Source organism: Mycobacterium heidelbergense (assembly GCF_050205645.1).
Lineage (GTDB): Bacteria > Actinomycetota > Actinomycetes > Mycobacteriales > Mycobacteriaceae > Mycobacterium > Mycobacterium heidelbergense_A.
Genome location: NZ_JBNMQT010000026.1, coordinates 1 through 23,216 on the forward strand (window position 1 = coordinate 1; position 23,216 = coordinate 23,216).

Consider the following 23,216-nt stretch of genomic DNA (forward strand, 5'->3'; position numbering starts at 1 on the left):
GTAATCGCGTCACGATCGACAACCCCGCCCGAACTCATACCGCGAAACTAGCCAAGCCCACCGACAAAAAACGCCGCGTTGCAACTCCTGAAACTAAAGTGGCGCAAGTGATTACGATCGAACAGCACCTAGCTGACGTCGGGCCACGATGGAATCGTGGTCAACACGTCCGCGCCGTCGTCGGTGACGCTGACGGTGTCTCTGCGGAAGACCGCCCCGACGCCTTCCTGCCACACGTAGCCGGTGATCGCCAGCACCATCCCGGCATCGAGGCGGTCGTGTTCGCCGGCGGCCCAAAGCGTCTCGGAAACCACCGGTGGGTCGAAACCCAACCCCAGTCCATGCGCGACGGGCATCGGTGGCACCGGCTCACCGGCTACTGCATAGGCGGCGAGCAGCTCGTGCGTCGACGCGTCGGGGTGACACGCGGCAACCATCTTGTCGTACAACGCCTTTGACCGTTCGAACAGGTCGCGCACCGGTCCATCATCGATGCGGCCGGCTGGCCGGGTCCGGCCCACCTCGGCGACATAGCCGCCCGCCAGGGCGCCGGCGGCGAATGCGACAAGGTCGCCCGGTCGCACCTCGGTGTGCGCTCGAGCGCGTCGCCACGGGTGTTCCCGCGAGGTCACCCACGCGCCGTCCTGGGTGGCCGGCGTGCTCACCCCGCCCGCGGCCATGGCCTCCAGCAACGCCCCGGTCAATGTCCGCTCGGATACCCCCGGCCGCAATTCGCCGACGGCAGCGGCGAGCCCGGTCTCGGCGACGCGAAGCGCTTGGCCGATCGCGGCGACTTCATCGGCCGTCTTGATGCGGCGCGCCGCGCGCATCGCAAGCTCGGCGTCGACGATCTCGGCGTGCGGGAACGCGTCGGGCAGCAAGGCCGCGAAAGTCGGTGTGAGAGCATCGGTTCCGACTCGGCGTGCTGCTTCGGCGCCGTCGATCTTCTTCAGGACGTCGATGAGCGTCATCGGATTCCATGCCAGCCCGTACAGGTGGTCGTGGCCGATCTCTTCGGGGACCCCTTCGTCATCGGTGCTGTTGAGGTAGATGTCTCCGGTCGCGCGCACCACCACACACATCGGACCGAACGGTCGCGTCCCGGCGATCCACAGCTGCGGGGCTCCGGTGACGTAACGGATATTGGCCTGCCGGCCGAGGACCAAAATGTCGAGGTCGTGGGCGTCCATCTGGGCCAGCGCCCGGTCCCGGCGACCGGTCCGCAAGGCCGGCGCGTCGGGCACTACATCGTTCCCCATGGGTCAGTCGCCATAAGGGGAGTAAGGGTAGTCGGTGATCGGGGTGAAGCCGTCTTCGTTGATCACCACGATCTCTTCACTGCGGTAGCCGCCGGTCCCGTCCTCCCACACCACCGGCTCCAAAACCAGGACCATGCCGGGCGGAAAGACGAAGTTGTCATCGAATTCCGCACCGAGATCCGTTCCGATCATCGGGGTTTCAGCGGGGTAGGTACCGATGCCGTGGGCGAGGTAGAAGTGCGGCAGCCACGGCTTGCGGCCACCGTTGGCGGCGATCGCCGCCCGCGCGAGATCGCCCGACGTCGCGCCGGCTTTGGTCACCGCGAGCACGGCGTCCACGATGTCTCGCCACTGACGGAATTGATCTTGTTGCTTCTGTGTGGGTTGCTCGCCGACGACCCAGGTCCGGCCGAAGTCCGAGCAATACCCGGCGTAGGTGATGCTGATGTCGGTCCACAGCACGTCACCGGCGGCCAGTTCGCGATCGGTGGGTAGCAGCGGTAGCGCGAGATCGCCATGGGTAGTCCATACTCCGGCTTCCCGCGAACTCGGCATCACCTGCCAGATCGCCTCCAGCATGTTGGTGGTGGCGCCCAGCTCGAAAGCGCGCCGCACCAGCGTGGCGGACAGCTCGGTCTGCCGCACGCCCGGCGCCAACGCCCGCTGCACATCCACGATCGCTTCTTCGGTGATGCGGGACGCCCTGCGCAGGCAGGAAAGCTCATCGCGCGTCTTGACCAACTGCGCCGCACCGACCACGATCGCCGCATCCGTCGGCGCGCCCGCCGGGAAGAGCTTTCGCGGCGCGCGGCGCATGGCGCCCGTCAGCTCGTCGACCGCGATGCTCGCTCCCGCCGGGACCAGCTCGGCCAACTCGGCGGCGAAATGCTCGACGCCTTGGTCGAATTCGAGGTAGGCGGGGCCGTGCAGATGGTCCTCGGGCACCGGTGCTTCCGCGTACCCACCGCTGCGGAAAGGCATGAACAGATGCGGATGTTCGTCATCGGCCAGCACGACCGCCACCGGGCGCTCCACGTGCGAGAGACCCGCATCCAAAAGCGGCCAGCTGGCACCGGTCGCATACGTGACGTAGCCGTTCATCAGGAGGATCAGCGCGTCGATCCCATGGTCGGCCATCGCCGACCGCAGCCGCGCGCCGGTCTCTGCGCGCATGCGGGCCCAGTCCGGTTCATCGGGAATGTCGATGACCGAGCCGCGGGCGGCGAGAGAGTTTGCCATCGGTCAACAGGATACGCAGACCGGACCGCCGGGGAATAAGGTGAAGCGCGTGAATCCGCTGCAGCGGGCGGCGCGAAATCCGGCGGCGTACCGGCGGCTGTTCTTGCCGGGACGGGCCCTCGCCGAGGCGCTCGAATCGCTGCTGCGCTTCGCCAGCGGTGGGCGGGTCGGGGTGCTGGACCTCGCGGGGTTGCCCAACGTGCAGATCACGACCTCAGGCCGCAAAACGGGCCTGGCCCGGACGGCGACGGTCCAGTACGTCCCCGACGGGGACGGGATGGTGCTGGTCGGCTCCAACTGGGGCCGGGAGCGCCACCCGTCGTGGTCGGCGAATCTCAAAGCGACAGAACGCGTCATCGTGCGCCGGCGTGGCCATCGGTTCGTCGCGAAGGTGCGGCTACTCAGCGGCATCGAACGCGAACGGGCCTGGGCCACCGTCGTGGCCCACTGGCCCAACTATCAGATCGCCCAGGACCACGCCGAGCCGCGTCGGTTCAGGCTGTTTCTTCTGACGCCGGCCCCCGACTGACCACTCTAATCCCTACGGCCCCACCCCGTTTCGAGCTCGACTCAGGCCGAAGCGAGCGCGTCGAAGATCAGCTTGGCGTAGGTCGCCGTGCGCTCCGAACCGAGGATTCCGGGTCCCATCTTGTTCATGACGTAGGCGACGGTGGCCCGCCGATCGGGACACATCAACACCATCGAGCCGCCCCATCCGCCCCAGAAGCAGATCTTCTCGTCCGGAACGTACGGGAGTGCCTCGGTCCCGGCCAGCCCGTAGCCGAGGCCCCAGCGCAGCACCGCCGGTATGACGAGATCGGTCCCGTTGGCCTGCTCGTCGAAAATCATCTCGATGGTCTCCGGCCGCAGCAACTGCACACCGCGAACCGTGCCTCCCAACGAAATCGCCGACAGGATCGCCGACAGCGAACGCGCATTCCCGTGGCCGTTGAGGGCGCCCATGTCGGCGTCGCGCCAGGCCGGTGTGTTCGCGGCGTCGGCGTTCGGCGGGGGGCCGCTGAACGTCTTGCGCATCGGGCTGTCTTCGGGCAACAGGTCGAGCGGCAGCTCGAGGGGAGGCGGCGCGATGACCTCGGCGATGCGGTCGTAATCGGCGGGTGTGGCCCCGATCTGGAAGTCGGCGCCCAGCGGGCGGGCGATCTCGTCGCGGACGAACTCCTTCAGCGTGCTCCCGGTGACGCGCCGTATCACCTCGCCGATGAGATGGCCTTGATTGTGCGCGTGGTATCCGGACGCCGTGCCCGGTTCCCACCAGGGCGCTTGCCTGGCGAGGGCCGCGGTCGACGCGTCCCAGTCGTACATGTCCTCGGTCGCGAACGGTAGGTCCCAGCCGGACACCCCCGACGTGTGCGACAGGATGTGACGAATCTCGATGTCCTGCTTGCCATTTGCGGCGAACTCCGGCCAGTAAGCGCAGACCGGCGCGGCCGGTTCGATCAGGCCGCGGTCGATGACCATCAGGGCGGCCAGGCTGGTGACGGTCTTCGTCGAGGACCACACGTTGACGATCGTGTCCTTGGCCCAGGCGGTGGTCCGTGCGGCATCGGTGCAGCCGCCCCAGATGTCGACGACGGATTCGCCGTCTATGTCGACGGCGATGCATGCGCCGACCTCTTCACCGGAGACGATGTTGTCGGCCAGAGCGACCAGTACCTTGTCGAAGGCCTCGTCGCAGTGTCCGTGAATCACGTCCATGGCTGCTACCGTAACCCGCTTGCGCCGTTCGGATCGCGGCGAAGTTAATCCGGCAGCGAGGTAAAAGGCGACGTCGATCGCCGGAATTCTGCAACGACGGCGCCCAGGCTGCCCTGCCCGGGCGACAATGGTCGCCATGACCGAGTCCTTGGCGCTGTGGGGCAAGCGCGACGACATGATCGTGCGCGGGCGTCTGCCGTACAACGCCGAGCCACCGGCCGCGGTGCTGGCGCGCAGCGACATCACCCCGATCGACACGTTCTACGCGCGCAACCACGGCCCGTTCCCCGACATCTCGCCTCGGCAATGGCGACTGAGGGTCGACGGGTGCGTGGACGAGCCGCTCACCCTGACCTACGACCGGCTGACGACGGACTTCGACCGGCACAGCGTGGTGGCGACGCTCGCGTGCGCCGGCAATCGGCGTGCCGAGATGCTGCGGGTGCGACCGATCCCGGGCAAGGACCCGTGGGCGCACGGAGCGATCTCGACCGCGCGGTGGGGCGGGGTGCGCCTGTCGGACGTCCTCGCGGCCGCGCGGTGCCACCATGGTGACGGCCTGCACGTCGCCTTCGAAGCCCCGGACGTCGCCGAGGAGGCCCGACCCGTCCAGTCCTACGGCAGCTCGATCCCGCTGAGCAAAGCGCTCTCAGCGGAAGTGCTGCTGGCGTTCGAGATGAACTCCGAACCGCTTCCGCGCGCCCACGGCGGCCCGGTTCGCGTTGTGGTGCCCGGGTATGTCGGCGCGCGCAGCGTCAAATGGGTCACGGCCATCCGGGTGCAATCCGGCCCGTCCGACAACTACTTCCAGGCGCACGATTACCGCATCCTGCCGCCGGAAGCCGACGCGGACACCGTCGGGCCGGGTGCGGGCATCCCGCTCTCCTCGCTCGCGCTCAATTGCGACATCCTCGACCCCACCGACGGCGACCAGGTACCGGCGGGCGAGCTGACCATCCGCGGCTACGGGATCGCCGGCGACGGCCGCAGCGTCGAGCGCGTCGACGTATCGGTCGACAACGGGCGCACCTGGCGGCAGGCCGACCTGCACCCGGCGCCCAGCAAATGGTCGTGGCGTCCGTGGTCGCTGAGCGTCGACGTCGGACCGGGGCCGTTGTGCATCGCCGCGCGCGCCTGGGACGACACCGGCGCGTTGCAGCCGGAATCGGTGGCGTCGCTGTGGAATCCGCGGGGATACGGCAACAATGCCTGGGCCGTGGTCCCCGTGTGTGTGGCCTGAAGGACCCCGGCTTAGCCGCCCAGCCCCTTCTTGACGGCCGCGTCCTGCTTCTGGGCGACGTCGTTGACGAAGTCGTCGGGCGGCAGTGAGTCGGTCGGCCCGTAGAACTCGAGCGTGACGAACGCCTTGCCTTCGGTGAACAGCAGGATCAACACGCCCTTCGACTTGTCCGGGGCGTTCCCCGACAGCGTGGTTGCGCCGGTCCCAACGTTGACGGTCCCCGTCTGCGGGTCTTTGATGTTGGCGGCCAGCCCGCCCTTCGCCGCGTTCAGCGCATCCGTAGCCGCGGCGGGGTCGCTCAGCACCTGGATGGTGTCCTTGATGACGTGGCTGTTGTCTTGGGTGCTGAACGTCGTGGCGACCCCGGGTTGACCGTTCGGGTTGCTCACCGGCGGGCTGCCGTTGAACTGCACCGGCGCGTTGATATCGGTCGCCTGGATCAACAGCCCGGTGTAGTCGCTGGGCTGGGGCGGCGCCGACGAAGCCGGCGCAGAGCTGCTGGCCGAGGTGGCAGACGTGGCCGACCCCGACTTCGTCGTCGACGTGGGCGACGACGTCTTGTTGCCGCCGCATCCGGCCACCGACACCGTCAGCGCGGTTGCCGCGACTACGGCCGCGACCCCCGTCCGGGAAATCCTCATCGCACCATGCTCCTTCCGGGTTGCCTGGGACGACGCAGTCGACTTCGTCCGCCCGAAACGCACAGTACAGTGCGCGCGTCGATCGGGGTTCCGGCGAGCCGGCTACTCCAGCTGATCCCGCAGGGATCGCAGGGTGTTGGCCAGGATGCGCGAAACCTGCATTTGTGAGACCCCGATTCGCTCCGCGATCTGGCTTTGGGTCATCGATTCGAAGAATCGCATATGCAAAACCTCGCGCTCGCGCGGCGGCAGGGCGGACACCAGCACGCGCACGGCCTCTCGGTTGGTGATGTGGTCGATCTGGGGGTCGATCGCGCCGATCGCGTCGGCCACCAGACGCGGCTTGCCCGAGCCGTCACCCACTGGTGCGTCCAAGGACTCCAGCTGGTAGGCGTCGCCGGCGACGAGGCATTCGATGACCTCCTCGCGGGGGACTCCCAGCGCCTGCGACAACTCGGAGGCGGTGGGCGCTCGCCCGAGCGTTTGGACCAGATCGGCCGTCGTCCTGCTGATCTGGATGTGGAGCTCGCGCAGCCGGCGCGGCACGCGCATGCCCCAGCTGTAGTCGCGGAAATAGCGCCGGACCTCGCCCATCATGGTGGGGATCGCGAAGCCGATGAAGCTGGGTCCCTTGGCCGGGTCGAACCGGTTGATGGCGTTCATCAGCCCCAGGCGCGCCACCTGGGTCAAGTCATCGAGGCTTTCGCCGCGCCGCCCGAAATGCCTGGCCACGTGGTCGGCCAGGGGTAGGCATCGGGCGACGATGCGTTCGCGCTGCTGCCGGTATTCGTGCGATTCGGCGGGCAGCTCGCGCAAATCGAGGAACATGCCGACGACGTCGTCGTATGAATCGTCGGATTGTGTGGTGGCCGATCGGTTAGGGCGGGGTGGAGCAATTACGTCGATCATCTGCTGAACCGCCTCCTGCAGACTCAGCTTGTGGTGAAGACGCAGACGCGCGAACAGGTTTGCACCGCACACACTCCCTCTGAGCGTGTGCGGCGAGACTGTGCGTGCAGTCGTCCACCACTACACCCGTTTCAACGACGGGTCGGTTGTCAACAAGCGCACCCGTGCTGAGGGGAGGTGGCCGAAGCGATATCGCCGTAGCCACGCATGCCCAGCAGCCGTGTGGGCTGATTGGCCGCTTTGAGCTAAACGGCGACGTGTCCAGAACGGACGTCGCCTCTGATAGTACCTCTCATGGCATGAACCGGCGATCGGCCACCGCAGTCGATCTTGAACACGTGTAGATCTTGCGCACGCGTAAATCATGCGGTAAACACCCAGAACGGTGCGCCTCATCGACGGAACGCACCTTTCGTGCTGATTGTGGAACGGGTGCCACGCTTGGCACCGTCCCCCCTTTCAGCGCGCTGACGGCTCCAGTTGCGTAAGTGCAGGGATGACCGAGAGGGGACAGCGTCGCGTGGGAACTCACCCGGAAACACCGCGACCGCAGACCATAGAGGGCCCACCACATCAGCACCAGCGCAGAGGCGACACCGTCGTCTCGCTTCGCCACGACGGCTTCGGCGAGGACCCCGACCCGAACCGAATCCGCACATTGGTCAAAATCGCATCCCTGGTCGGAACGGGATCGCCCAGATCCCGGGGTGAAAGCGAAGCGCATGTGCAGCGGTTGGTGGAGGCGGAATGGCCCCTGCCTCCGATCTTGGTGCATCGTCCGACCATGCGGATTATCGACGGACACCATCGCGTCGCCGCGGCCAGGCGCAAGAGGTTCGAATACATCGATGCGTACCTGGTGAACGGATCCGAGGAGTCGGCATTCATTGTCGCGGTGCAAGAGAACGTCGTGCACGGACTTCCGCTGTCTCTGGCTGACCGTCGCGCCGCGGCGGCCAGAATACTTCGGACACACACCCATTGGTCTGATCGGGCGATTGCCACGGCGACGGGCCTGTCAGCCAAGACCGTCGGGGCGATTCGGCGCGCAACTGAGGAAAATCAGCAGTCGCACAACCGATTAGGCAAAGACGGCCGGGTCCGACCCCTGAACGCGACGGCCGGGCGGCAGGTTGCCGCAGAACTCCTGTCCTCGCAAACGGGAGGGTCCCTTCGCGAGATCGCCCGCGCGGCGGGCATATCCCTGTCCACCGTTCGCGACGTGCGCGACCGGTTGCGTCGCGGGGAGGACCCCGTGCCAGCGCCGGGGAAGCGACGTGCAGCGGTGCGGCAAGGGGAGAACCGCGACGTTTCTCCCGGCGGCCGCCCGACGCCGCCGCTCGGAACGCTTGCCGCCACGGACGAGTCCGCCGAGATCAACCGCGTCTTGCTGGCGCTCTCGAAAGATCCGGCGCTGCGCATGAACGCCGCCGGACGGGAACTACTGCGCTGGTTGCATCTGCACGCCGTCAGCTGTGCCGACAGTCGGAAAATTCCGGAGTCGGTTCCCGATCATTGTGTCGATCACCTGATCGAGTTGGCCCGGCATTGCTCCGCCAGCTGGGCGATGATCGCCCGCGACTGGTCGCAGCGATCGCGAACTCGCCCCCAATTTTCCATTGAGGTCGCAAACTGACACGCACGACGCGGGTCGGATTCTCAGTCGATCGTGCCCTGCAAGTCGAACTCCGTCAGCGTCTGCGCCGCGAGCCCGCGCAAAGCGGCCTTGGAGTCGGCGCTCCCGGGTTGGTGGCCGACCACGGTAATGAAGACTTTGCCGCCGGTGCGCCCGGACCCCAGGAAAAGTTGGCCGTGGCTTCGCTCCAGGCTGCCGCGCGTGACGCGTTGCTCCCTCAGGCGTAGGAAGACTTGGTCGGCATCGCTGCCATCGGGGCGGCCCACCGCCGGATCGAGGTCGCCCAGGTTGGAACAACCCACCGGGAGATCCGTGTAGACGAATGCGAGGTCGGCCAGCCGCTGCACCGCACGCTTGGGCGTCAACGGGGTCAAGGGCAGTAACCGTAACGACTCATCCGGCGCCTCCCGCAGGCTCCGAAGCGCGTGCTTGATGGCGGCGCGGACGTCGCGCAGATCCGCGGTCACCCGCATGGGCTCGACCGCGAAGGTCGCGAACGACAACGCGTTCGCGCGCGTATCGTGTTCGGTCCTGTCGCTGACCGGGAAGGACAGAGTGACGGCGCCGTCTCCGGCACGCCGCCGCCCACAGCGTTCGGCCAGCTTCGCGGCAAACCCGGCAAACAGCGAGTTACTGGTTCCGCCAAGGGCTTTCGCGCGCAGATCCCAATCGCTCTGATCGATGTGGATCGTGATGGCCGGAACCCTGACAAGCTCGTCGCCGCCGAGGCCAGCGGCGCGCGGGGGTGTCCGCGATTTCGCGATGTCGCCGCGCCGGCGGCGGGCCAGTCGCGCCGCCGCGACGAGTGTGCGGGCGATCTCGGGGGTGCCCCGCGCGGTCTGGCGAGCATCCTGAAGCACTGCGCGTGTTCGGCCGCGCCAATGTGGCGGTGGGTAGCCGAAATCGCGGGTGTTTCCCTCGACCGCGTCGGCTATCGCGACACAGAGCCCGAGGCCGTCGGCCACCGTGTGCGACACCACCAGGCTGATCGCCGTCGTGCCGTCCGTGAACGGAACGACTCCGAGATGCCAAGCCGGACCCCCCTCCGGGTCGACGGGCAGTTCCGCGCGTTCATCCGCCCACGCGCTGAGCCCCTCGCGCGGTCGGGGGTCCTCGGCGATATCGATGACGGACGGCGCCCGGCACGCCACCCACCGGTGGCGTGCGAACGGCAGGGGAGAGCGTTCGATCCGCCGTCCGAGCAACCCGTGGCCGAGGTTGCGCTGAAAGCGGCGCAGGCCGTCGAGGTCGATGGCGCGCCCATACACCCAGACGCACTGAACGACCTGGCCCTGACCGGTCGCACGCAGCCCCAGAAAAGACGCCTGGTCGATGAACGCGAGCCTGTTGTCCGGCAGCGCATTTCGCCCCGATCGGGCGCGGCGGTCAGCCCTCGACAAGGGCGATCGAATTCGCGCTGACGCCCAGTGCGGCATACACCTCGTCGCTCAGCGCGACGCTGCGCGGGTCCGCGTGGGCCATGGTGGCGTCAAATCGATTCATCACATACGAGTAGCCGATCCGATACTCCAGGTCGACGAAGGCGAAGGACCCGCCTGAGCCGCCGTGCCCGAAGATCTTCAGGTTGGGCCCGGCAAGGCCACGCTGGTTGAGCATGTACCCCACCCCCCAGCCGTGGTCGGCGACCCGGGCGCCCAGGCACACGTCGGTGTCGAAACCGCCCTGGCAGACCCGGACCTCCTCCATGTGCTCGCGGCTGAGCAGCTTTTCCTCCGCCAGCGCGCTGTAGAACGTCGCCATGCCTAGTGCGGACACGTGGCCGTTGGTGCCGGGAAATTCGGCGGAACGCCATGCCCCCAAGTCGATTCGCGAAAGTTCGTCGTCGGGGATGAAGTCGGCGGAGATGACCGCGGCCATCAGCGGATGGTCCGCGATGGTTCTGGCTTCTTGCGGCGCGGACGCGAAAATATCTCGCACATAAGGCTTGTCGACCATCTCGGCGCAGCGAGGGTGTTCGAACTCGGGCAGCCCGATGTGGACGTCGATGCCACCAAGCGGTTCGGCGATCTCGGCGCGCAGGTACTCGCCCATGGTGCGGCCGGACACCCGGCGAACCACCTCGCCGAGGATGAATCCGAAGGACGCCAGGTGGTAGCCCTGCGCGGTTCCGGGCTCCCACCATGGCTCGGCCTCCGCCAGTCGTTCGCAGACGCCTTCCCAATCCAGCGTCTGCTCCGGTGCCAGCCGGGTGCGCGGGCCGATCACTCCCGAGCGGTGACTCATCACCATCCGCAGCGTGATCGACTCCTTGCCCGCCTGGCCGAACTCCGGCCAGTACGCAGCCACCGGGGCGTCCAGGTCGATCTCGCCGCGGTCCGCCAGCAGATGCACACACGTACTGGTCAGGCCTTTGGTGCCGGAATAAACCGGGGCAATGGTGTCTTGCCGCCAGGGCGTGGTGGTTGCGTGGTCGGCCCACCCACCCCACAAGTTGACGACGAGGTCTCCCTCGACCCAAACGGCGACGGCCGCCCCCACCTCGCCGTTATCGACGAAGTTCCGCTCGAATGCGGTGCGGACTTTCTCGAAGCCCGCCGCGCACGAGCCCTGGATGTCGATTTCCGGGTCCGCGGTCATTCAAATCACCTGCGCCGCGTGCTCGTCGAGAAGGTGGGGCAGTGACTCGGACCGGCTCGGTGCGACTCCAGCGCCGTGCTCGGCGACGCGAAGATAGACGGACTTGAGTGCGCGGACATACCGCGATACCGATTCACGCGCAACCGGATGCTCGGGGTATGACACCGTCAGCGTGGTCTTTTTCTCGAATCGATTGACCCACATACAGACTTGGTCGGACAACCTGCTGTCGCCGTAGATCCCGGCGTTCAGTTCGTCCCACTGCGAACTCACCGGGATGCTGCGCACGTCGATGTACGAGAGCATCGGAACATCGCGTTCGGGCTTCTTGAGACCGAGTGCGGGGGGCGCCAACTCGAGTACTCGATCGAATGGGACGTCGGCCAGTTCCTTACCGGAATCGAACGACGCCTGCGCGACCCTGACCGCGGCACCGAATGACCCGGCAACCGGGACGGTGACGGGAATGAAGCTGGCGAACCAGCCCGGTGTGACAAACTCCGCCGGGGTACTACGGGTGTCGTAGGGCGTAATTCCGTGGTAGGTCCTGGCGCCGGTCAGTTCGTACTCGGCGAAAGCGGCACACGCGAACACGCCGCCGCTGAAGCGCGCACCCGCCTCCTTGCACGCGGACTCGAAGCGATCCGCCTGGTGCTCGTCCAGCAACGGCACGACAACCATGCCGCCCGTGCATGGCATCGACGAATCACCCAGTGGCAACGGGAAATCCGGCAGGGTTCCGCCGTTGTCCTCGGCGAACCGGATCCATGCGCGCACCTGCGGGGACTGGAAATCCAGCGCCGCGGCGTGTTGGTGCTGACGCACGCAGTACTCGTCGTAGCTGCCAGGCTCGGGCAGTGGGATGGGGGCGCCGCCGCTCGCCAATGCGGCGTAGTTCAGATGGATCTCCACGAAGTTCACCCCGACCGACATCCCGTCGATGACCAGATGGTCCGCGCTCATATAGAAGGTGAAGTGATCCGCGTGTTGGATGAGTCCGAAGCTCAGGCAATCCCAGTGCAGCGGATCCGGTGTGGCCAGGATCAGGGTCCGCAGCTGTGCCGGCGTCATTTCGCCGTGCTCGGTCGGCAGGAACTCGATGTCGGCGGGATCGGTGAACGTCCGCCGGACGATGCGGTCCGGACCCCGATACTCGAACCAACTGCGGTAGACGTCGTGGCGGCGCAGATGCGCGTTGATCGCATACGTCATCGCGGGGACATCACAAACGCCTGGTATGTCCCACGCGCCGACGCTCAGCCGCGCCATGTCGAGTCCCCGGGCCGCGTGTTCGCGGAATCCGCGGAGATGTTGGGTTTGCTGATAGCTGGCCGGTATCGCGCTTATCGGTGCTTGCTGCGCTTTATTGCGGGCCGTCGGTGTTGCGTGCCAAGAAATGACTACGCCATTTCCCGGATCCCAATTATGGAGCGTCCCGAACGTGACCACATAAACCCCCTCATAGGCGCAGCGAATTGGCCAGCGCGCCGCCTGGATCCAACCCCCGGTACGTCGTCGATGGGCGGTCGGACCCGTCAGCGTTAATTGACGTAGTGGTAGGCCACAGGTGCATATCTGCACGTCAGATGCCCTGCCGTTGGCAGACGTTAACGCATGTTAGACAGGTGGGCAACAGCTGGGATTGTGAGGAAGGTCACCGCGTAATTCAGTTGCTTTACTCGCAACCCTACGTTAATGCCGGCTTTACCGATTGGACTTATTTGGCGTTTCACAGACAAATTCGACTGCGCTATTAAACACTCATATAATTGCATATCGACCGAATTCGCGCGGCTAATCGACGCCGTCGGACCGCGCGGAGGCCGGCTGTGTAGTGTTCGGCGCATGCATGCAACCCACCGCAAGCGGCGTGTTTGTGCCTGCCACCGAGATAGGCTCTCGCACAATGCATTCCGGCTCCGGCGCCCATGAGTGATCGTGGCCTTCTGACCGGGCGTGGCGCGGTGGTCTCCGGCGGCAGCCGCGGTATCGGGCGCGCCGTCGCCGAACTGCTCGGCGATCTCGGCGCCGGCGTGGTGGTCAACGGGCGCGACGCCGGCGCGGTGCGGGAGACCGTCGCGGCGATCAGCGCATCGGGGGGACGAGCCACGCCGGTGGTCGGAGCCGCTGACGACGAGCGCATTGCCGCCGCTCTCGTCGACGCATGCACGACGACATTCGGACGACTCGACGTCCTGATCAACTGCGCCGGCATCGCCGAGCCGACCGGTTCCTCGATTCTGACTATCGCGCCCGACGAATTCGATCGCCTGATCAGCGCCCACCTCGGCACGGCGTTTCACACCTGCCGCATCGCGGCGCGTGTCATGGCGGCTCAGGGTCACGGCGCGATCGTCAACACCAGTTCGGTGGCTTTTCTCGGTGACTACGGCGGCACCGGCTACCCCGCGGGCAAGGGCGCCGTGAACGCGCTGACCATGGCCATCGCCGCGGAACTCAAAGCCCACGGCGTGCGGGCCAACGTGGTGTGCCCCGGCGCGAGGACACGGTTATCGACCGGCGCCGACTACGAAGCGCACATCGAGGACCTGCACCGGCGCGGGTTGCTCGACGAGATGACCATGCGGGCGTCGCTGGACAGCGCTGCGCCGGCGTTTGTGGCCCCGCTCTACGCCTACCTCGCCAGCGATCTGTCCCGGGATGTGACGGGTCAGATCTTCGTTGCCGCAGGCGGATTCGTCGGCCGGTTCGATCGCCCGACGCCGCGCCTGCTGGGTTATCGCGACCATCATGACGCCGAACCGTGGTCGATTGCGCAGCTGCACAAGATGATCGGCGGCGACTAAGCGATCACCGGGAAGATCACCAGTAGCGCCCCGTAGGCGATGGCGATCACCGTCGCACCGGCGAGGCTGATCCGGCCCGGTGCCCCGTCGATGGGGTCCAACCAGCGCCGGAAGGGCCGGGAAACGGCCGGGACGAGCACCCACTGCAGCAGCGCGATGCTGATCACGTTGCCGACGAACACCGACAGCGACTGCCCGACGCCCAGACGGCTCAGCACCGGCGACAGCCACGTGGATAGCACCATGACGGTCGGGTAGAGGCACAGCAGCACCAGCATCGCGGTTTTCCACCCCGGCGTAATCCTCGTGTGCCCCTGGTCAATTCGGATCGTGGAACCGAATGGGGCGTTGTGCGGAAGCTCGGCGAAGTCTCGGGTCAGCTTTCCGCGCAGGCGGGGCAGGGCTTCGTGGCGTTCCCGCGAGCCGACCCACGCCGCGAGCTGCTGTGCTGTGCGGAACCGCAGCACCGACGTCCACTGCCCTGCCGAATCCGCCGGAAAGACCGCGGTGCCTTGGTATCCGGGGAAAACGGAGCTGCTGCGAGTCAGATCGCCCTGCGCGGCAGTGAATTCGGATTCGCTTCCGGCGGCCACGCTGTGCAGAAAGATACCGACGTTGCCGGGCGGTGGCTCATCCTCGACAAGGATCAGGTCGGAGGCGCACCGCCAGTAGCCCTGCGCCTCGCCGTCGGCCAGTACCGCTTGGCGCTCGGGGCCGTCCAGCCATGCGTCGAGCCGATCCGCGCTGTCGAACACGACCTCGACGGCCCAATCGAGCCGGCTCCCTTGAACCGATTCGCGCGCGCTTACGTATCCAAGGGAGTGACGGGCGCACGCTTCGTATGCGGCTACCCACCGGCTGAACCGCTCAGGGTTGGAGGGCGGATGGAAGATCGTGATCGCGGAGGCCCCAGCAGACATACGAGCTGTCTACCACCACCGAGACGGCCGCTTCGGGTCCTTGTCGTAGGCGCCGGCGTCAGCGGGATCTCCGTTGCCAGGGGATTGCTGCGCGACGGCCACGACGTCACGGTTTTCGATCAGCGCAGTGACACGCGGGCGGGCGGGGGCGCCGTGACCATCTGGTCCAACGGCGAGACCGTGCTACGGCAGCTCGGCGTCGACATGGACGGCGCCGGTCAGCTGCTGTCCAGCGTGCAGGTCATGACCTCACGCGGGCACCGCATCGCCAACCTCGACGTGACCACGATGGTGAAACGGCTGGGCGCGCCCGTCCGGATGGTTCCGCGCCAGGTCCTGCTGGAAAGGCTGCTGACCGGCTTCCCGACCCATCGCATTCGATGCGGCTCCCGCGCGGTGGGGATCGCCACCACATCCACCGGTGTATGGGTCGAATTCGCGGACGGCACCGGGGTCGAGGGCGACTTGTTGATCGGCGCCGACGGCCTGCATTCGATGGTTCGCGATGTGGTCGGAGCGGAGGCGGCGCGGCCGACCGGGTGGTGCAGCTGGCAGGGACTCGTCACCGTTCCGGAGCTACCCGACAGGGGCGCCGCGTTCATCGTGATCGGCGACCGCGGAAACACCGGCGTGTGGCCGGCGGGAGGCTCCGCTGTGCAGTGGTGGTTCGATCTGCCGTGGTCCCACGGCTTTGTGCGGCCGCACCGTCCGATCGAGGTGATCCGCTCCAACTTCACTGGCTGGTCCGATGCGGTCGACCTGGTGCTGGCGAAGTTGACCGACGAGGATCTGACCGGCTCGCCGTACCCGCATTTTCGGCATCCGATTCCCCGACCGCTGCAGGCCGGTGCGGTGACGTTGCTCGGCGACGCCGCGCACACCATGCCGCCCACGCTCGCTCAGGGAACCAACCAGGCTCTGCTCGACACCATGGTGTTGTGCAAGGCGCTGTCGGATTTCCGGGCGACCGGCGGCAACGGCGAGCTGTGCAGGGCGCTGCGCTGGTACGAGCACACCAGGCGGCGCCGGGTCAGGGCCGTATCCCGCGTGGCTTCGCTGCAGGTCGCCCACGGCGAGTCCGTGCTGCGACCGGCGACCTTGATATCCGACCGGTTGCATACGTGGACCCTGACGACGTTCTTGCGGTTGACCAGTCACCGCCGGATGTCCGCGAAAATCGATCGCGGCCTCGGCGCCCCTACCCCCGTCGCCGCATGCCGTCCGTGAACGAGCCCCTAACCGTCCGGAGCGATTTCGACGCACCGTCGCGCTGGCTTTGGCTGGTCAAGTGGTGCGTGCTGGCCGTCCCGCATTACCCCATATTGATCGTTCTGTACCTGGTGTATCCGCCGCTCGTGCTCGTGGCCGGCGTCGCGATCTTGTGCACCGGACGGTATCCGCGGCCCATCTTCGACTTCAACGTGGGAGTGCTGCGCTGGTCGTGGCGCGTCATGAATTACCGGTTCCCGATGAACAGCACCGACAAATACCCGCCGTTCACCCTCAAGTCCCGGCCGGACTACCCGGGCGACCTCGAAGTCGACTATCCGCAGCGGCTGACCCGATGGGCGGTCCTGGTGAAGTCGTGGCTGCTGGCGCTCCCGCAGATATTCCTGTGCTGGGCGATGGAACCCCTGCTGCAGGTGCTCACCGTCGTCGCCGCGGTGACGCTCTTGTGCACCGGGACGATCCCGTCGGGAATGTTCGATCTCCTCATGGGCATCGTTCGATGGCGCTACCGGGTGGCGGTGTATGTTTCGTTGATGAGTGACCAGTATCCGCCGTTCCGAATGGATCTAGGTAGCCGATAACGCGCGCTAATCCGTTGTTCCCCTACGTATATCGGCTTGGCCAGCCAATCTTCGACAGGCTTTTCTACAACCGATATCGTCGAGCGGCGCTCGCCCACGCGACCGGCCGGCTGCTAATGGTCGGCCTCGGGCCCGGCGCCGACCTGAAGTATCTGCCGCCCGCGGTGACCTCGGTTGCGGCGGTGGAGCCGGTGGCCGCGTTCCGGCGGATGGCGTCCCGGCTCGCCGTTCGCCGCGGCGTTGCGGCCGACATCCTCGACGGAACAGGCGAGTCGATCCCGTTCGCGGACAACAGTTTTGACTCGGTTCACCTCGGTCTGGTGCTCTGCTCGGTGGGCGATGTGGCCGCGACACTGAGCGAAATCCGGCGGGTGCTGGTGCCGGGCGGGAGATTGGTCGTCCTCGAGCACATCCGCGGGGAGGGTGCCACGGGCCGGTTGCAGGACCTGATCGCAACGCCGTGGTCCTGGGTGGCCGGGGGATGCAAGCCGAATCGCCGCACCGGCGAGGCCATCGCCGCGGCCGGGTTCGATATCGCGGGACTGCGCGCCGTCCGCACCCCGGTGCCGTTCCCGTGCAAACCGCATCTGCAGGGATTCGCCACCTTGGTGGACTAGCCCGCTACTCGACGCTCACCGCTTCGATGATGTTGAGTCGCGCGGCGCGCCGCGCGGGCGGCGCCGAACCGAGCAGGCTGATCGCCACCGCCCCGAGGGTGAAGGCAAGGGCCGTCGAGCTGGGCCGGAAGGCGACGTGGAAATTCATCATGTCGCCACTGACGAGGCTGAACAGCCACTGGTCCGCGCACCCGAACGCCAGGCCCAAGACACCGCCGACGACGCCGATACCCGTCGCCTCAACCAGCACCATCCGCAGGGCGAATCGGCGGCTGGCGCCCATCGCCCGGAGCACGCCGATCTCGCGGCGCCGTTCGAGTACCGACAGCGTCAACGTGTTCAGCAGCGCCACGGCCGCCACGAGGACGACGATGATCCACACGGCGTTGGCGATGAACATGCTCTGGTGCATCGGTGCCTCCAGGCCCGCCAGCTCGGCGCGACCGTCATAGACGTAGGTCGGCGCGGGCACCACGCGGCGGACGTCGGCCAACAGGCGGTGCGGATCCACGCCTGGGGCGGCGGCGATCTGCAATGTCGTCGTTACCGGGCGGTCGAACCACGCGCGCATTTGATCGAGGCCCATCCCGACGGTGCCGATGACCGTCGAGAAGTAGGGCACCAGCGCCAGCACGGTTGCCTGCTGCACCCCGTGCGGTGTCTGCATCCGTAGTTGATCGCCGACCCGGACGTGCAGAACCTTGCCCAGGTTCTCCGACAGCACCACGCCCCGGCCGGCCAGCACCTGGTTGCGCACCCGGTCGTCAAGCGCGCGATACAGCGGATCGGCGGATTCGGGGGAGAACCCGTCGAGCATCACGCGGGTGCCTCCGACCTCCGCGAAACCGAACGCGCCTTCGGTCACGCGGCCGACGCCCGGTACCGCGGCCACCTTCTCGGAAATCCCTTGCGGCAGCGCATCGGTGGGGAAGCTGTCGGGAGGATTTGCACTCACCCAGACGGGGACGCCGGCGACCGGGGAGAAGATGCTACGCGCCGATTGGATCATGTCGTTGTTCGTGCCGGTGATCGCGACGGTGGTGACCACCGCGATCAGCACGGTCATCACGGTCGCCCACACCCGCCGCGGTGCGCGCTCGATGGTCGCCGCCGCCAGCGCCCCGACGGAGCCGAAGACACGCGCGGTCGCGGCCGTCGCGTTGACGATGGGCACGGTCAGCGCGAACCCCAGCGCGATCTCGGCCGAGAAGACGGCCGACATCGCGAGAAAAGCCCCGACGCCCCGTTGGGTGATGACCACGAAAAGCGCCACGGCGAAGACGACGACGGCCACCGCCCCGGTCGTGATCCGCAGCCAGCGGGGCACGCGGTCCGCCGCGGAAACCCCCGCGGGCGCCAGCGCCTCGATCGGTGCCACCTTGTACACCTGCCGCGCGGCCATCGCCGACGCGATCACGCTGGTGAGCGCGGTGGCCACGACGGCGGCCGGTATCGCGTAGCCGGGCAGCCAGTACTCGACACGCGCTTCCAGCCCCTGGGTCATGGCCGGAGGCAAACGGCCAATCGCGATGCGGCCCATCAGTATTCCGATGCCCGACCCGATGCCACCGCCGATCATTCCCAGCAGCGCGGCCTCGGCGAGCATGTCCCGAACGATGACCGAGCGGCGGCCGCCGATCGCGCGCAGCATCGAGATGACGGGCCGGCGCTGCGTGATCGCCATCGTCATCGTGGTGTAGATCAGAAACGCGCCGACCATTAGCGCGACCATCGCGCCCATCAGCGCCATGTAGTTCATCAGCTTGACACCGTCGCCGGCCCGGGTCGCCCTCATGCTCGGGTCGGCGACGATGGCTCTTCCGTTCACCGCGGCGCTGACCGCGGCGCGAACCTGGGCTAGATCCGCGCCGCGATTGACGGTGATCAGGATCGAATCGAGCTGCCCCTGACGCCCGGTTATGTTCTGCGCCAAGATAAGTGGGGCGAGGACGTAGTGCCCGCCGTTGAGGGCCGCAACCTGCTTACCCATGAGCACCTCGGTGACAGTGACCGAACCGGAGCCGAGTTGGAACGTCTCGCCTTTGGCGTGGCCTACACCCGGTCCGACGCGGACTCCGTTCGCCGGCCCGGCCGGCTGTGCCGCGCCGCCCTTTAACGCGTCCTTCAGGGCGCCGCCCAACGCCGCGATACGGTCATCGGCGCCGAACAGCAGAACCGGTCCCGACGATGTGGACGCCGACGTGCGAATCATCGGCGCCGCGATCGCCACGCCGGGTACGGCGGCCACGTCGGCGGCTATCGTGTCGGGAAACCCCGCGTCGGTGATGCCCGACACCTCCAGCGAGGCGATGCCGGCGATCCCGTCGGCGAGGCGGTTGACCGATCCGGTGATCGAGCCGAAGATGCCGAACACCGCGACCAGATACATTGCGGACACTGCCATTACGGCGATCGACGCCAGCGTGCGCCGCCGATGCACGGCAAGTTCGCGCAGGCTGAACACGCGCAGTCGGCTCGCCGCGGCACCGATCGTCCGGGCCGGTCTCACACCAGAACCGCCGAGCGGTCGTGGGAGACCACGCGGCCGTCCTGCAGCATGATCATCCGATCGGTCGCTTCGGCGGCCTCCGGGTTGTGCGTCACCATCACCACCATCCGGCCACGGCCGGGCTCGTGCGCCACTTCGCGCAGCAGCATCAAAATCGAAGCCCCCGTTGTGGAGTCGAGGTTGCCGGTAGGTTCGTCGGCGAGTATCAGCGGCGGATCCATCATCAGGGCGCGCGCCACGGCGACCCGCTGCATCTGGCCGCCGGACAGCTCCGAAGGGCGGTGCTGGGTCCGGTTGCCCAGCCCCACTCGTTCGAGCAGCCGTATCGCCTCCGGTTTGGCCTTGCCCAGCCGGACGCCGTCGAGCAGCTTCGGTACCGCCACGTTCTCCCACGCCGACAGGGTCGGCAGCAGATTGAAGAACTGGAATATGAAGCCCACTCGATGATGGCGAAACTCCGACTGCTGCCCGTCGGAAAGTTGTCCGATCTCGTCGCCGTCGAATTCGATCGAGCCGGAATCGGGGGAGTCCAACGCGCCGAGCAGATGCAGCAACGTGCTCTTGCCCGCCCCCGACGGCCCGACCATCGAGATGAACTGCCCGCCCTCGAGCCGCAGGCTGATCTTGTCGAGCGCACGCACGGTTTGTCCGCCGACCCGGTACTCGCGCACCACGTCCAGGAGATCGATGGTCAGCAGTTTGTGCTTGGGACCGGCGCAGGTGTCGACCCGTCTGAACATGATCCTCCCGCGAGTCCGCACGGCGCTGATATCGGAGATAACGAGTCCGAACCTCGATCGGTTCAGCCGGGTTCGCGTGTGCGGGGCGCCGCCGCGTCCTACGCTGTGCGGGACCCAGGAGGATATTTGCCGATGCAACCGAACCCGCTCGACCCCGTCGCCAGCGAACGGCTGTCGCACGCCGGGAAGGTCTTCACGTCCGACCTGTCGATCAATGAATTCGCCCTGCTGCACGGGGCGGGTTTCGAACCGATCGAACTCGTGATGGGCGTCTCCGTCTATCACGTCGGCTACCAATTCACCGGCATCAGGCAACAATCGGAGTTGCCCGTGCTTACCGACGCGACGTACCGCGCGCGCTGGAATGCCATGTCGCGGATGCAGGCCGAGGCCGATTCGCTGGGTGCGGACGGCGTGGTGGGTGTGCGGCTGGAATGGCGTCACCAAGGCGAAGGCGAACACCTCGAGTTCATCGCGGTCGGTACCGCGGTGCGCTACACGGCCAAGCCGGGCGCCTTTCGACGCGCCAACGGCCAGGCCTTTACCAGCCACCTGTCCGGGCAGGATCTGACGACGCTGCTGCGCTCCGGGTATACGCCGGTTGCGTTCGTGATGGGCAACTGCGTGTTCCACGTTGCAGTGCAAGGGTTTTTGACGATGCTGAAGCAGGTGGGCCGCAACGCGGAGATGCCGCAGTGGACGCAGGGTAGTTACCAGGCCCGTGAACTGGCGATGTCACGCATGCAGAGCGAGGCCGAGCGCGACGGCGGCAACGGTATCGTCGGCGTGCATTTCGCCGTCTCGAACTATGCCTGGGGACACCACACCGTCGAGTTCTATGTCGCGGGTACCGCCGTGCGCCGCAACGGCGAACCCCAGACCATCACACCGTCGTTCGTGTTGCCGATGAGCGAGTGATGACGGGTTTGGACCACGACCGGGTCAGCCACGCCATCGGAACCGCGTTGGCCGGTCCCGGGGGAGTTGGGCTGGTGGTCAGGGTGTTCTGCGGCGTGCCGGGAGTGATCCTGACCCCGGCAAGGCGGGGCTTTTTCCGCTCGCAGCCCGAGCGCATACAGATCGGCGACTGGCGCTACGAGGTCACCGCCGACGGGCGGCTCGCCGCGGCCCACGTGGTGAATGGCATTGTGCTGGCAGAGGACGTCCTCGCCGCGGCCGCCGTCGGACCGCACATCGCTCGCGCGCTCGGGCAGGTGGTGAGCAACTACGGCCCGACGATCATGCCCAATATCGACGCGGCGCTCGAAATGCTCGAGTCGGGAACGGGGCCGACCTTCGGATGATGGATCATCAAGCGATGCAACTCATTCCGGCGCCTACTCCGTTTCGCGCGGCCCCGCCTGGTCGATCGCCAGCACCCACCGGCTGAATTTCCACACACGGTGCTCCTTGACCGCGGTGAACTCGTAGCAGCCCGACAGGTCGGGGGTCGGCGGGCCCCCGTCCCGGATGGCGAACACCTGGACGTAGCAGTATCCGGTCGCCTCGGTCGCGCCCTGGCTGGAGAACCAGAACGAGTTCAGTGCGTGCCGGCGCTGGTTGTTCTCGGCCTTGAAGTCCTCTTTTCGGACCGCGAGCAATTTCATCACCGTGTCGACGTCCCCCGACAGCGCTTTGCCCTCGTGCTGCAGGACGAGCTGCGGCGACTCGGTGAACAGCGCACGGAAGTCGTCGAGATGATTCTCGTCATAGGTGTAGGCGTAGGCGCCGAACAGATTGATGATCGCCAACCGATCGGCGACGTCGAAGTCGGCGCCGCCGACGTCTCCGCGCGCCTGCTGCACGTCCACCACGGTTCGACCTCCTCGATCTCGCCGGCGTCACTGCGACCCTCTACGAATACTCCACCGTGTCAACGTCGAGCGGCAAGGAGGCGGTGCACGGCGGCGAGTGTGCGCTGACGGCGCCGTGGTTTCACATTCACAGCCCTGTGCGCCCACTCGGCGGTGTTTTCAGGCGACGGATGCGCCGAGTATGAGGTTGACCGCTTCGTCGAGTTGGCCCGCGATTTCGTCGTAGCTGACGAACCGCGCCGTCATCAGGGCACCCGCGAAGGTCATTTGCAGGGTGGATTTCACCGCGCGCGGCCAGCCCGGGCCCAGCGCGGCCCCGATCCGTCTGGACACCTCGTCGCCGATCTGTTCGCGCAGCAGCTTGACCGCCGGATCGTCGGCCATCAGCGCCGCCCCGCATGCGATGGTCAACTCCGGTTCGTCGGCGACGACCATCGCCATGTCTCGCATCGTCGCGCTGACCCGGGTTTTGGTGGTGTCGTTGTGGGTATGCAGCGGAAGTTCCCGCAGGAAGCGCAGATACACGGCAGCGACCAGCGCGCTTTTCGACGGAAAGTACGTGTAGGCGCTGGCCGGCGATACGCCGGCCCGGCTGGCGACGGCACGCATGGTCAGGGTGGCGTAGGACGATTCCCGCAATTCGGCTAGGCCTGCGTCGAGAACTTTGCGGATTGTCTGCCCGGGCCGGCGATCCGACCGTCGGGATGTGCTTGCCCCGGCACGGAGGGGAGGAGCAACTTCTCTAGACACCCGTCCAGTG

General features: G+C 66.9%; 22 protein-coding genes. 9 read left to right on the forward strand and 13 right to left on the reverse strand.

The window, feature by feature from the left end:
• Positions 1-128 precede the first annotated feature (128 nt).
• Positions 129-1,259 (reverse strand): M24 family metallopeptidase, encoded by a 1,131-nt coding sequence (locus tag ACQI5H_RS21785; protein WP_427081365.1) that lies wholly within the window; start codon positions 1,257-1,259, stop codon positions 129-131.
• A gap of 3 nt (positions 1,260-1,262) precedes the next feature.
• Positions 1,263-2,498: a M24 family metallopeptidase gene (locus ACQI5H_RS21790; RefSeq protein WP_427081366.1), complete on the reverse strand. Its 1,236-nt coding sequence runs from the start codon at positions 2,496-2,498 to the stop codon at positions 1,263-1,265.
• A gap of 49 nt (positions 2,499-2,547) precedes the next feature.
• On the opposite strand from ACQI5H_RS21790, the gene ACQI5H_RS21795 reads away from it, so the two are divergent.
• On the forward strand, positions 2,548-3,027 hold the full coding sequence (locus tag ACQI5H_RS21795) for a nitroreductase family deazaflavin-dependent oxidoreductase (protein WP_427081367.1): 480 nt from the start codon (positions 2,548-2,550) through the stop codon (positions 3,025-3,027).
• A 41-nt stretch (positions 3,028-3,068) separates the two neighbouring features.
• On the opposite strand, the gene ACQI5H_RS21800 is transcribed toward ACQI5H_RS21795, so the two are convergent.
• The gene (locus ACQI5H_RS21800; RefSeq protein WP_427081368.1) at positions 3,069-4,214 is read right to left on the reverse strand and encodes a serine hydrolase domain-containing protein; all 1,146 of its coding nucleotides are present in this window, start codon (positions 4,212-4,214) and stop codon (positions 3,069-3,071) included.
• Positions 4,215-4,350: 136 nt separating this feature from the next.
• Between ACQI5H_RS21800 and ACQI5H_RS21805 the strand changes: the two genes are divergently transcribed.
• The gene (locus ACQI5H_RS21805) at positions 4,351-5,454 is read left to right on the forward strand and encodes a sulfite oxidase (protein ID WP_427081369.1); all 1,104 of its coding nucleotides are present in this window, start codon (positions 4,351-4,353) and stop codon (positions 5,452-5,454) included.
• 11 nt (positions 5,455-5,465) lie between these two features.
• On the opposite strand, the gene ACQI5H_RS21810 is transcribed toward ACQI5H_RS21805, so the two are convergent.
• Together ACQI5H_RS21810 and ACQI5H_RS21815 are read right to left on the reverse strand one after the other, a co-directional pair.
• Complete coding sequence (locus ACQI5H_RS21810) at positions 5,466-6,095, reverse strand: hypothetical protein (RefSeq protein ID WP_427081370.1); 630 nt, start codon at positions 6,093-6,095, stop codon at positions 5,466-5,468.
• A 102-nt stretch (positions 6,096-6,197) separates the two neighbouring features.
• Positions 6,198-7,004, reverse strand: a complete 807-nt coding sequence (locus ACQI5H_RS21815; RefSeq protein WP_427081371.1) for a SigB/SigF/SigG family RNA polymerase sigma factor — start codon at positions 7,002-7,004, stop codon at positions 6,198-6,200.
• 496 nt (positions 7,005-7,500) lie between these two features.
• Here ACQI5H_RS21815 and ACQI5H_RS21820 point away from each other — a divergent pair, with 496 nt between their 5' ends.
• Positions 7,501-8,640: a ParB/RepB/Spo0J family partition protein gene (locus ACQI5H_RS21820; protein WP_427081372.1), complete on the forward strand. Its 1,140-nt coding sequence runs from the start codon at positions 7,501-7,503 to the stop codon at positions 8,638-8,640.
• 23 nt (positions 8,641-8,663) lie between these two features.
• Here ACQI5H_RS21820 and ACQI5H_RS21825 read toward each other — a convergent pair whose 3' ends face one another.
• The 3 genes from ACQI5H_RS21825 to ACQI5H_RS21835 are packed head-to-tail and all read right to left on the reverse strand — an operon-like array spanning position 8,664 to position 12,687.
• The gene (locus ACQI5H_RS21825) at positions 8,664-10,076 is read right to left on the reverse strand and encodes a hypothetical protein (protein ID WP_427081373.1); all 1,413 of its coding nucleotides are present in this window, start codon (positions 10,074-10,076) and stop codon (positions 8,664-8,666) included.
• On the reverse strand, positions 10,027-11,238 hold the full coding sequence (locus tag ACQI5H_RS21830) for a serine hydrolase domain-containing protein (protein WP_427081374.1): 1,212 nt from the start codon (positions 11,236-11,238) through the stop codon (positions 10,027-10,029). The genes ACQI5H_RS21825 and ACQI5H_RS21830 overlap by 50 nt, the downstream gene beginning before the upstream one ends.
• Positions 11,239-12,687: a condensation domain-containing protein gene (locus ACQI5H_RS21835; RefSeq protein WP_427081375.1), complete on the reverse strand. Its 1,449-nt coding sequence runs from the start codon at positions 12,685-12,687 to the stop codon at positions 11,239-11,241. It abuts the gene before it with no gap.
• Between the two features lie 479 nt (positions 12,688-13,166).
• On the opposite strand from ACQI5H_RS21835, the gene ACQI5H_RS21840 reads away from it, so the two are divergent.
• Complete coding sequence (locus ACQI5H_RS21840; RefSeq protein ID WP_427081376.1) at positions 13,167-14,045, forward strand: SDR family NAD(P)-dependent oxidoreductase; 879 nt, start codon at positions 13,167-13,169, stop codon at positions 14,043-14,045.
• On the opposite strand, the gene ACQI5H_RS21845 is transcribed toward ACQI5H_RS21840, so the two are convergent.
• The gene (locus tag ACQI5H_RS21845; RefSeq protein WP_427081377.1) at positions 14,042-14,965 is read right to left on the reverse strand and encodes an antibiotic biosynthesis monooxygenase; all 924 of its coding nucleotides are present in this window, start codon (positions 14,963-14,965) and stop codon (positions 14,042-14,044) included. The genes ACQI5H_RS21840 and ACQI5H_RS21845 overlap by 4 nt on opposite strands.
• Here ACQI5H_RS21845 and ACQI5H_RS21850 point away from each other — a divergent pair.
• The 3 genes from ACQI5H_RS21850 to ACQI5H_RS21860 are packed head-to-tail and all read left to right on the forward strand — an operon-like array spanning position 14,930 to position 17,393.
• Entirely contained in the window at positions 14,930-16,192 is a 1,263-nt protein-coding gene (locus tag ACQI5H_RS21850; RefSeq protein WP_427081378.1) for an FAD-dependent oxidoreductase, read from the forward strand. The two genes, ACQI5H_RS21845 and ACQI5H_RS21850, sit on opposite strands and share 36 nt — an antisense overlap.
• Positions 16,180-16,776 (forward strand): DUF4389 domain-containing protein, encoded by a 597-nt coding sequence (locus ACQI5H_RS21855; protein WP_427081379.1) that lies wholly within the window; start codon positions 16,180-16,182, stop codon positions 16,774-16,776. Before ACQI5H_RS21850 ends, ACQI5H_RS21855 begins: the two co-directional genes overlap by 13 nt.
• Positions 16,773-17,393, forward strand: coding sequence for a class I SAM-dependent methyltransferase (locus tag ACQI5H_RS21860; protein WP_427081418.1), 621 nt, complete (start codon positions 16,773-16,775; stop codon positions 17,391-17,393). Before ACQI5H_RS21855 ends, ACQI5H_RS21860 begins: the two co-directional genes overlap by 4 nt.
• Positions 17,394-17,397: 4 nt before the next feature.
• Here ACQI5H_RS21860 and ACQI5H_RS21865 read toward each other — a convergent pair whose 3' ends face one another.
• Together ACQI5H_RS21865 and ACQI5H_RS21870 are read right to left on the reverse strand one after the other, a co-directional pair.
• Positions 17,398-19,902 (reverse strand): FtsX-like permease family protein, encoded by a 2,505-nt coding sequence (locus tag ACQI5H_RS21865; protein WP_427081380.1) that lies wholly within the window; start codon positions 19,900-19,902, stop codon positions 17,398-17,400.
• On the reverse strand, positions 19,899-20,642 hold the full coding sequence (locus tag ACQI5H_RS21870; protein WP_427081381.1) for an ABC transporter ATP-binding protein: 744 nt from the start codon (positions 20,640-20,642) through the stop codon (positions 19,899-19,901). Before ACQI5H_RS21870 ends, ACQI5H_RS21865 begins: the two co-directional genes overlap by 4 nt.
• Positions 20,643-20,774: 132 nt before the next feature.
• Here ACQI5H_RS21870 and ACQI5H_RS21875 point away from each other — a divergent pair, with 132 nt between their 5' ends.
• Together ACQI5H_RS21875 and ACQI5H_RS21880 are read left to right on the forward strand one after the other, a co-directional pair.
• Entirely contained in the window at positions 20,775-21,560 is a 786-nt protein-coding gene (locus ACQI5H_RS21875; RefSeq protein WP_427081382.1) for a heavy metal-binding domain-containing protein, read from the forward strand.
• Positions 21,560-21,946, forward strand: coding sequence for a DUF5073 family protein (locus ACQI5H_RS21880; protein WP_427081383.1), 387 nt, complete (start codon positions 21,560-21,562; stop codon positions 21,944-21,946). The genes ACQI5H_RS21875 and ACQI5H_RS21880 overlap by 1 nt, the downstream gene beginning before the upstream one ends.
• A 33-nt stretch (positions 21,947-21,979) precedes the next feature.
• On the opposite strand, the gene ACQI5H_RS21885 is transcribed toward ACQI5H_RS21880, so the two are convergent.
• Together ACQI5H_RS21885 and ACQI5H_RS21890 are read right to left on the reverse strand one after the other, a co-directional pair.
• The gene (locus tag ACQI5H_RS21885) at positions 21,980-22,456 is read right to left on the reverse strand and encodes a nuclear transport factor 2 family protein (RefSeq protein ID WP_427081384.1); all 477 of its coding nucleotides are present in this window, start codon (positions 22,454-22,456) and stop codon (positions 21,980-21,982) included.
• A gap of 159 nt (positions 22,457-22,615) precedes the next feature.
• Positions 22,616-23,206, reverse strand: a complete 591-nt coding sequence (locus ACQI5H_RS21890; RefSeq protein ID WP_427081385.1) for a TetR/AcrR family transcriptional regulator — start codon at positions 23,204-23,206, stop codon at positions 22,616-22,618.
• Positions 23,207-23,216 lie beyond the last annotated feature (10 nt).

Bases quoted from the DNA above. Each gene is read 5' to 3' on its own strand.
- ACQI5H_RS21785 (WP_427081365.1), bottom strand. From the start codon at position 1,259: ATGGGGAACGATGTAGTGCCCGACGCGCCGGCCTTGCGGACCGGTCGC.
- ACQI5H_RS21790 (WP_427081366.1), bottom strand. From the start codon at position 2,498: ATGGCAAACTCTCTCGCCGCCCGCGGCTCGGTCATCGACATTCCCGAT.
- ACQI5H_RS21800 (WP_427081368.1), bottom strand. From the start codon at position 4,214: ATGGACGTGATTCACGGACACTGCGACGAGGCCTTCGACAAGGTACTG.
- ACQI5H_RS21805 (WP_427081369.1), top strand. From the start codon at position 4,351: ATGACCGAGTCCTTGGCGCTGTGGGGCAAGCGCGACGACATGATCGTG.
- ACQI5H_RS21810 (WP_427081370.1), bottom strand. From the start codon at position 6,095: ATGAGGATTTCCCGGACGGGGGTCGCGGCCGTAGTCGCGGCAACCGCG.
- ACQI5H_RS21815 (WP_427081371.1), bottom strand. From the start codon at position 7,004: ATGATCGACGTAATTGCTCCACCCCGCCCTAACCGATCGGCCACCACA.
- ACQI5H_RS21820 (WP_427081372.1), top strand. From the start codon at position 7,501: ATGACCGAGAGGGGACAGCGTCGCGTGGGAACTCACCCGGAAACACCG.
- ACQI5H_RS21825 (WP_427081373.1), bottom strand. From the start codon at position 10,076: ATGCCGCACTGGGCGTCAGCGCGAATTCGATCGCCCTTGTCGAGGGCT.
- ACQI5H_RS21830 (WP_427081374.1), bottom strand. From the start codon at position 11,238: ATGACCGCGGACCCGGAAATCGACATCCAGGGCTCGTGCGCGGCGGGC.
- ACQI5H_RS21840 (WP_427081376.1), top strand. From the start codon at position 13,167: ATGAGTGATCGTGGCCTTCTGACCGGGCGTGGCGCGGTGGTCTCCGGC.
- ACQI5H_RS21850 (WP_427081378.1), top strand. From the start codon at position 14,930: ATGGAAGATCGTGATCGCGGAGGCCCCAGCAGACATACGAGCTGTCTA.
- ACQI5H_RS21845 (WP_427081377.1), bottom strand. From the start codon at position 14,965: ATGTCTGCTGGGGCCTCCGCGATCACGATCTTCCATCCGCCCTCCAAC.
- ACQI5H_RS21855 (WP_427081379.1), top strand. From the start codon at position 16,180: ATGCCGTCCGTGAACGAGCCCCTAACCGTCCGGAGCGATTTCGACGCA.
- ACQI5H_RS21870 (WP_427081381.1), bottom strand. From the start codon at position 20,642: ATGTTCAGACGGGTCGACACCTGCGCCGGTCCCAAGCACAAACTGCTG.
- ACQI5H_RS21875 (WP_427081382.1), top strand. From the start codon at position 20,775: ATGCAACCGAACCCGCTCGACCCCGTCGCCAGCGAACGGCTGTCGCAC.
- ACQI5H_RS21880 (WP_427081383.1), top strand. From the start codon at position 21,560: ATGACGGGTTTGGACCACGACCGGGTCAGCCACGCCATCGGAACCGCG.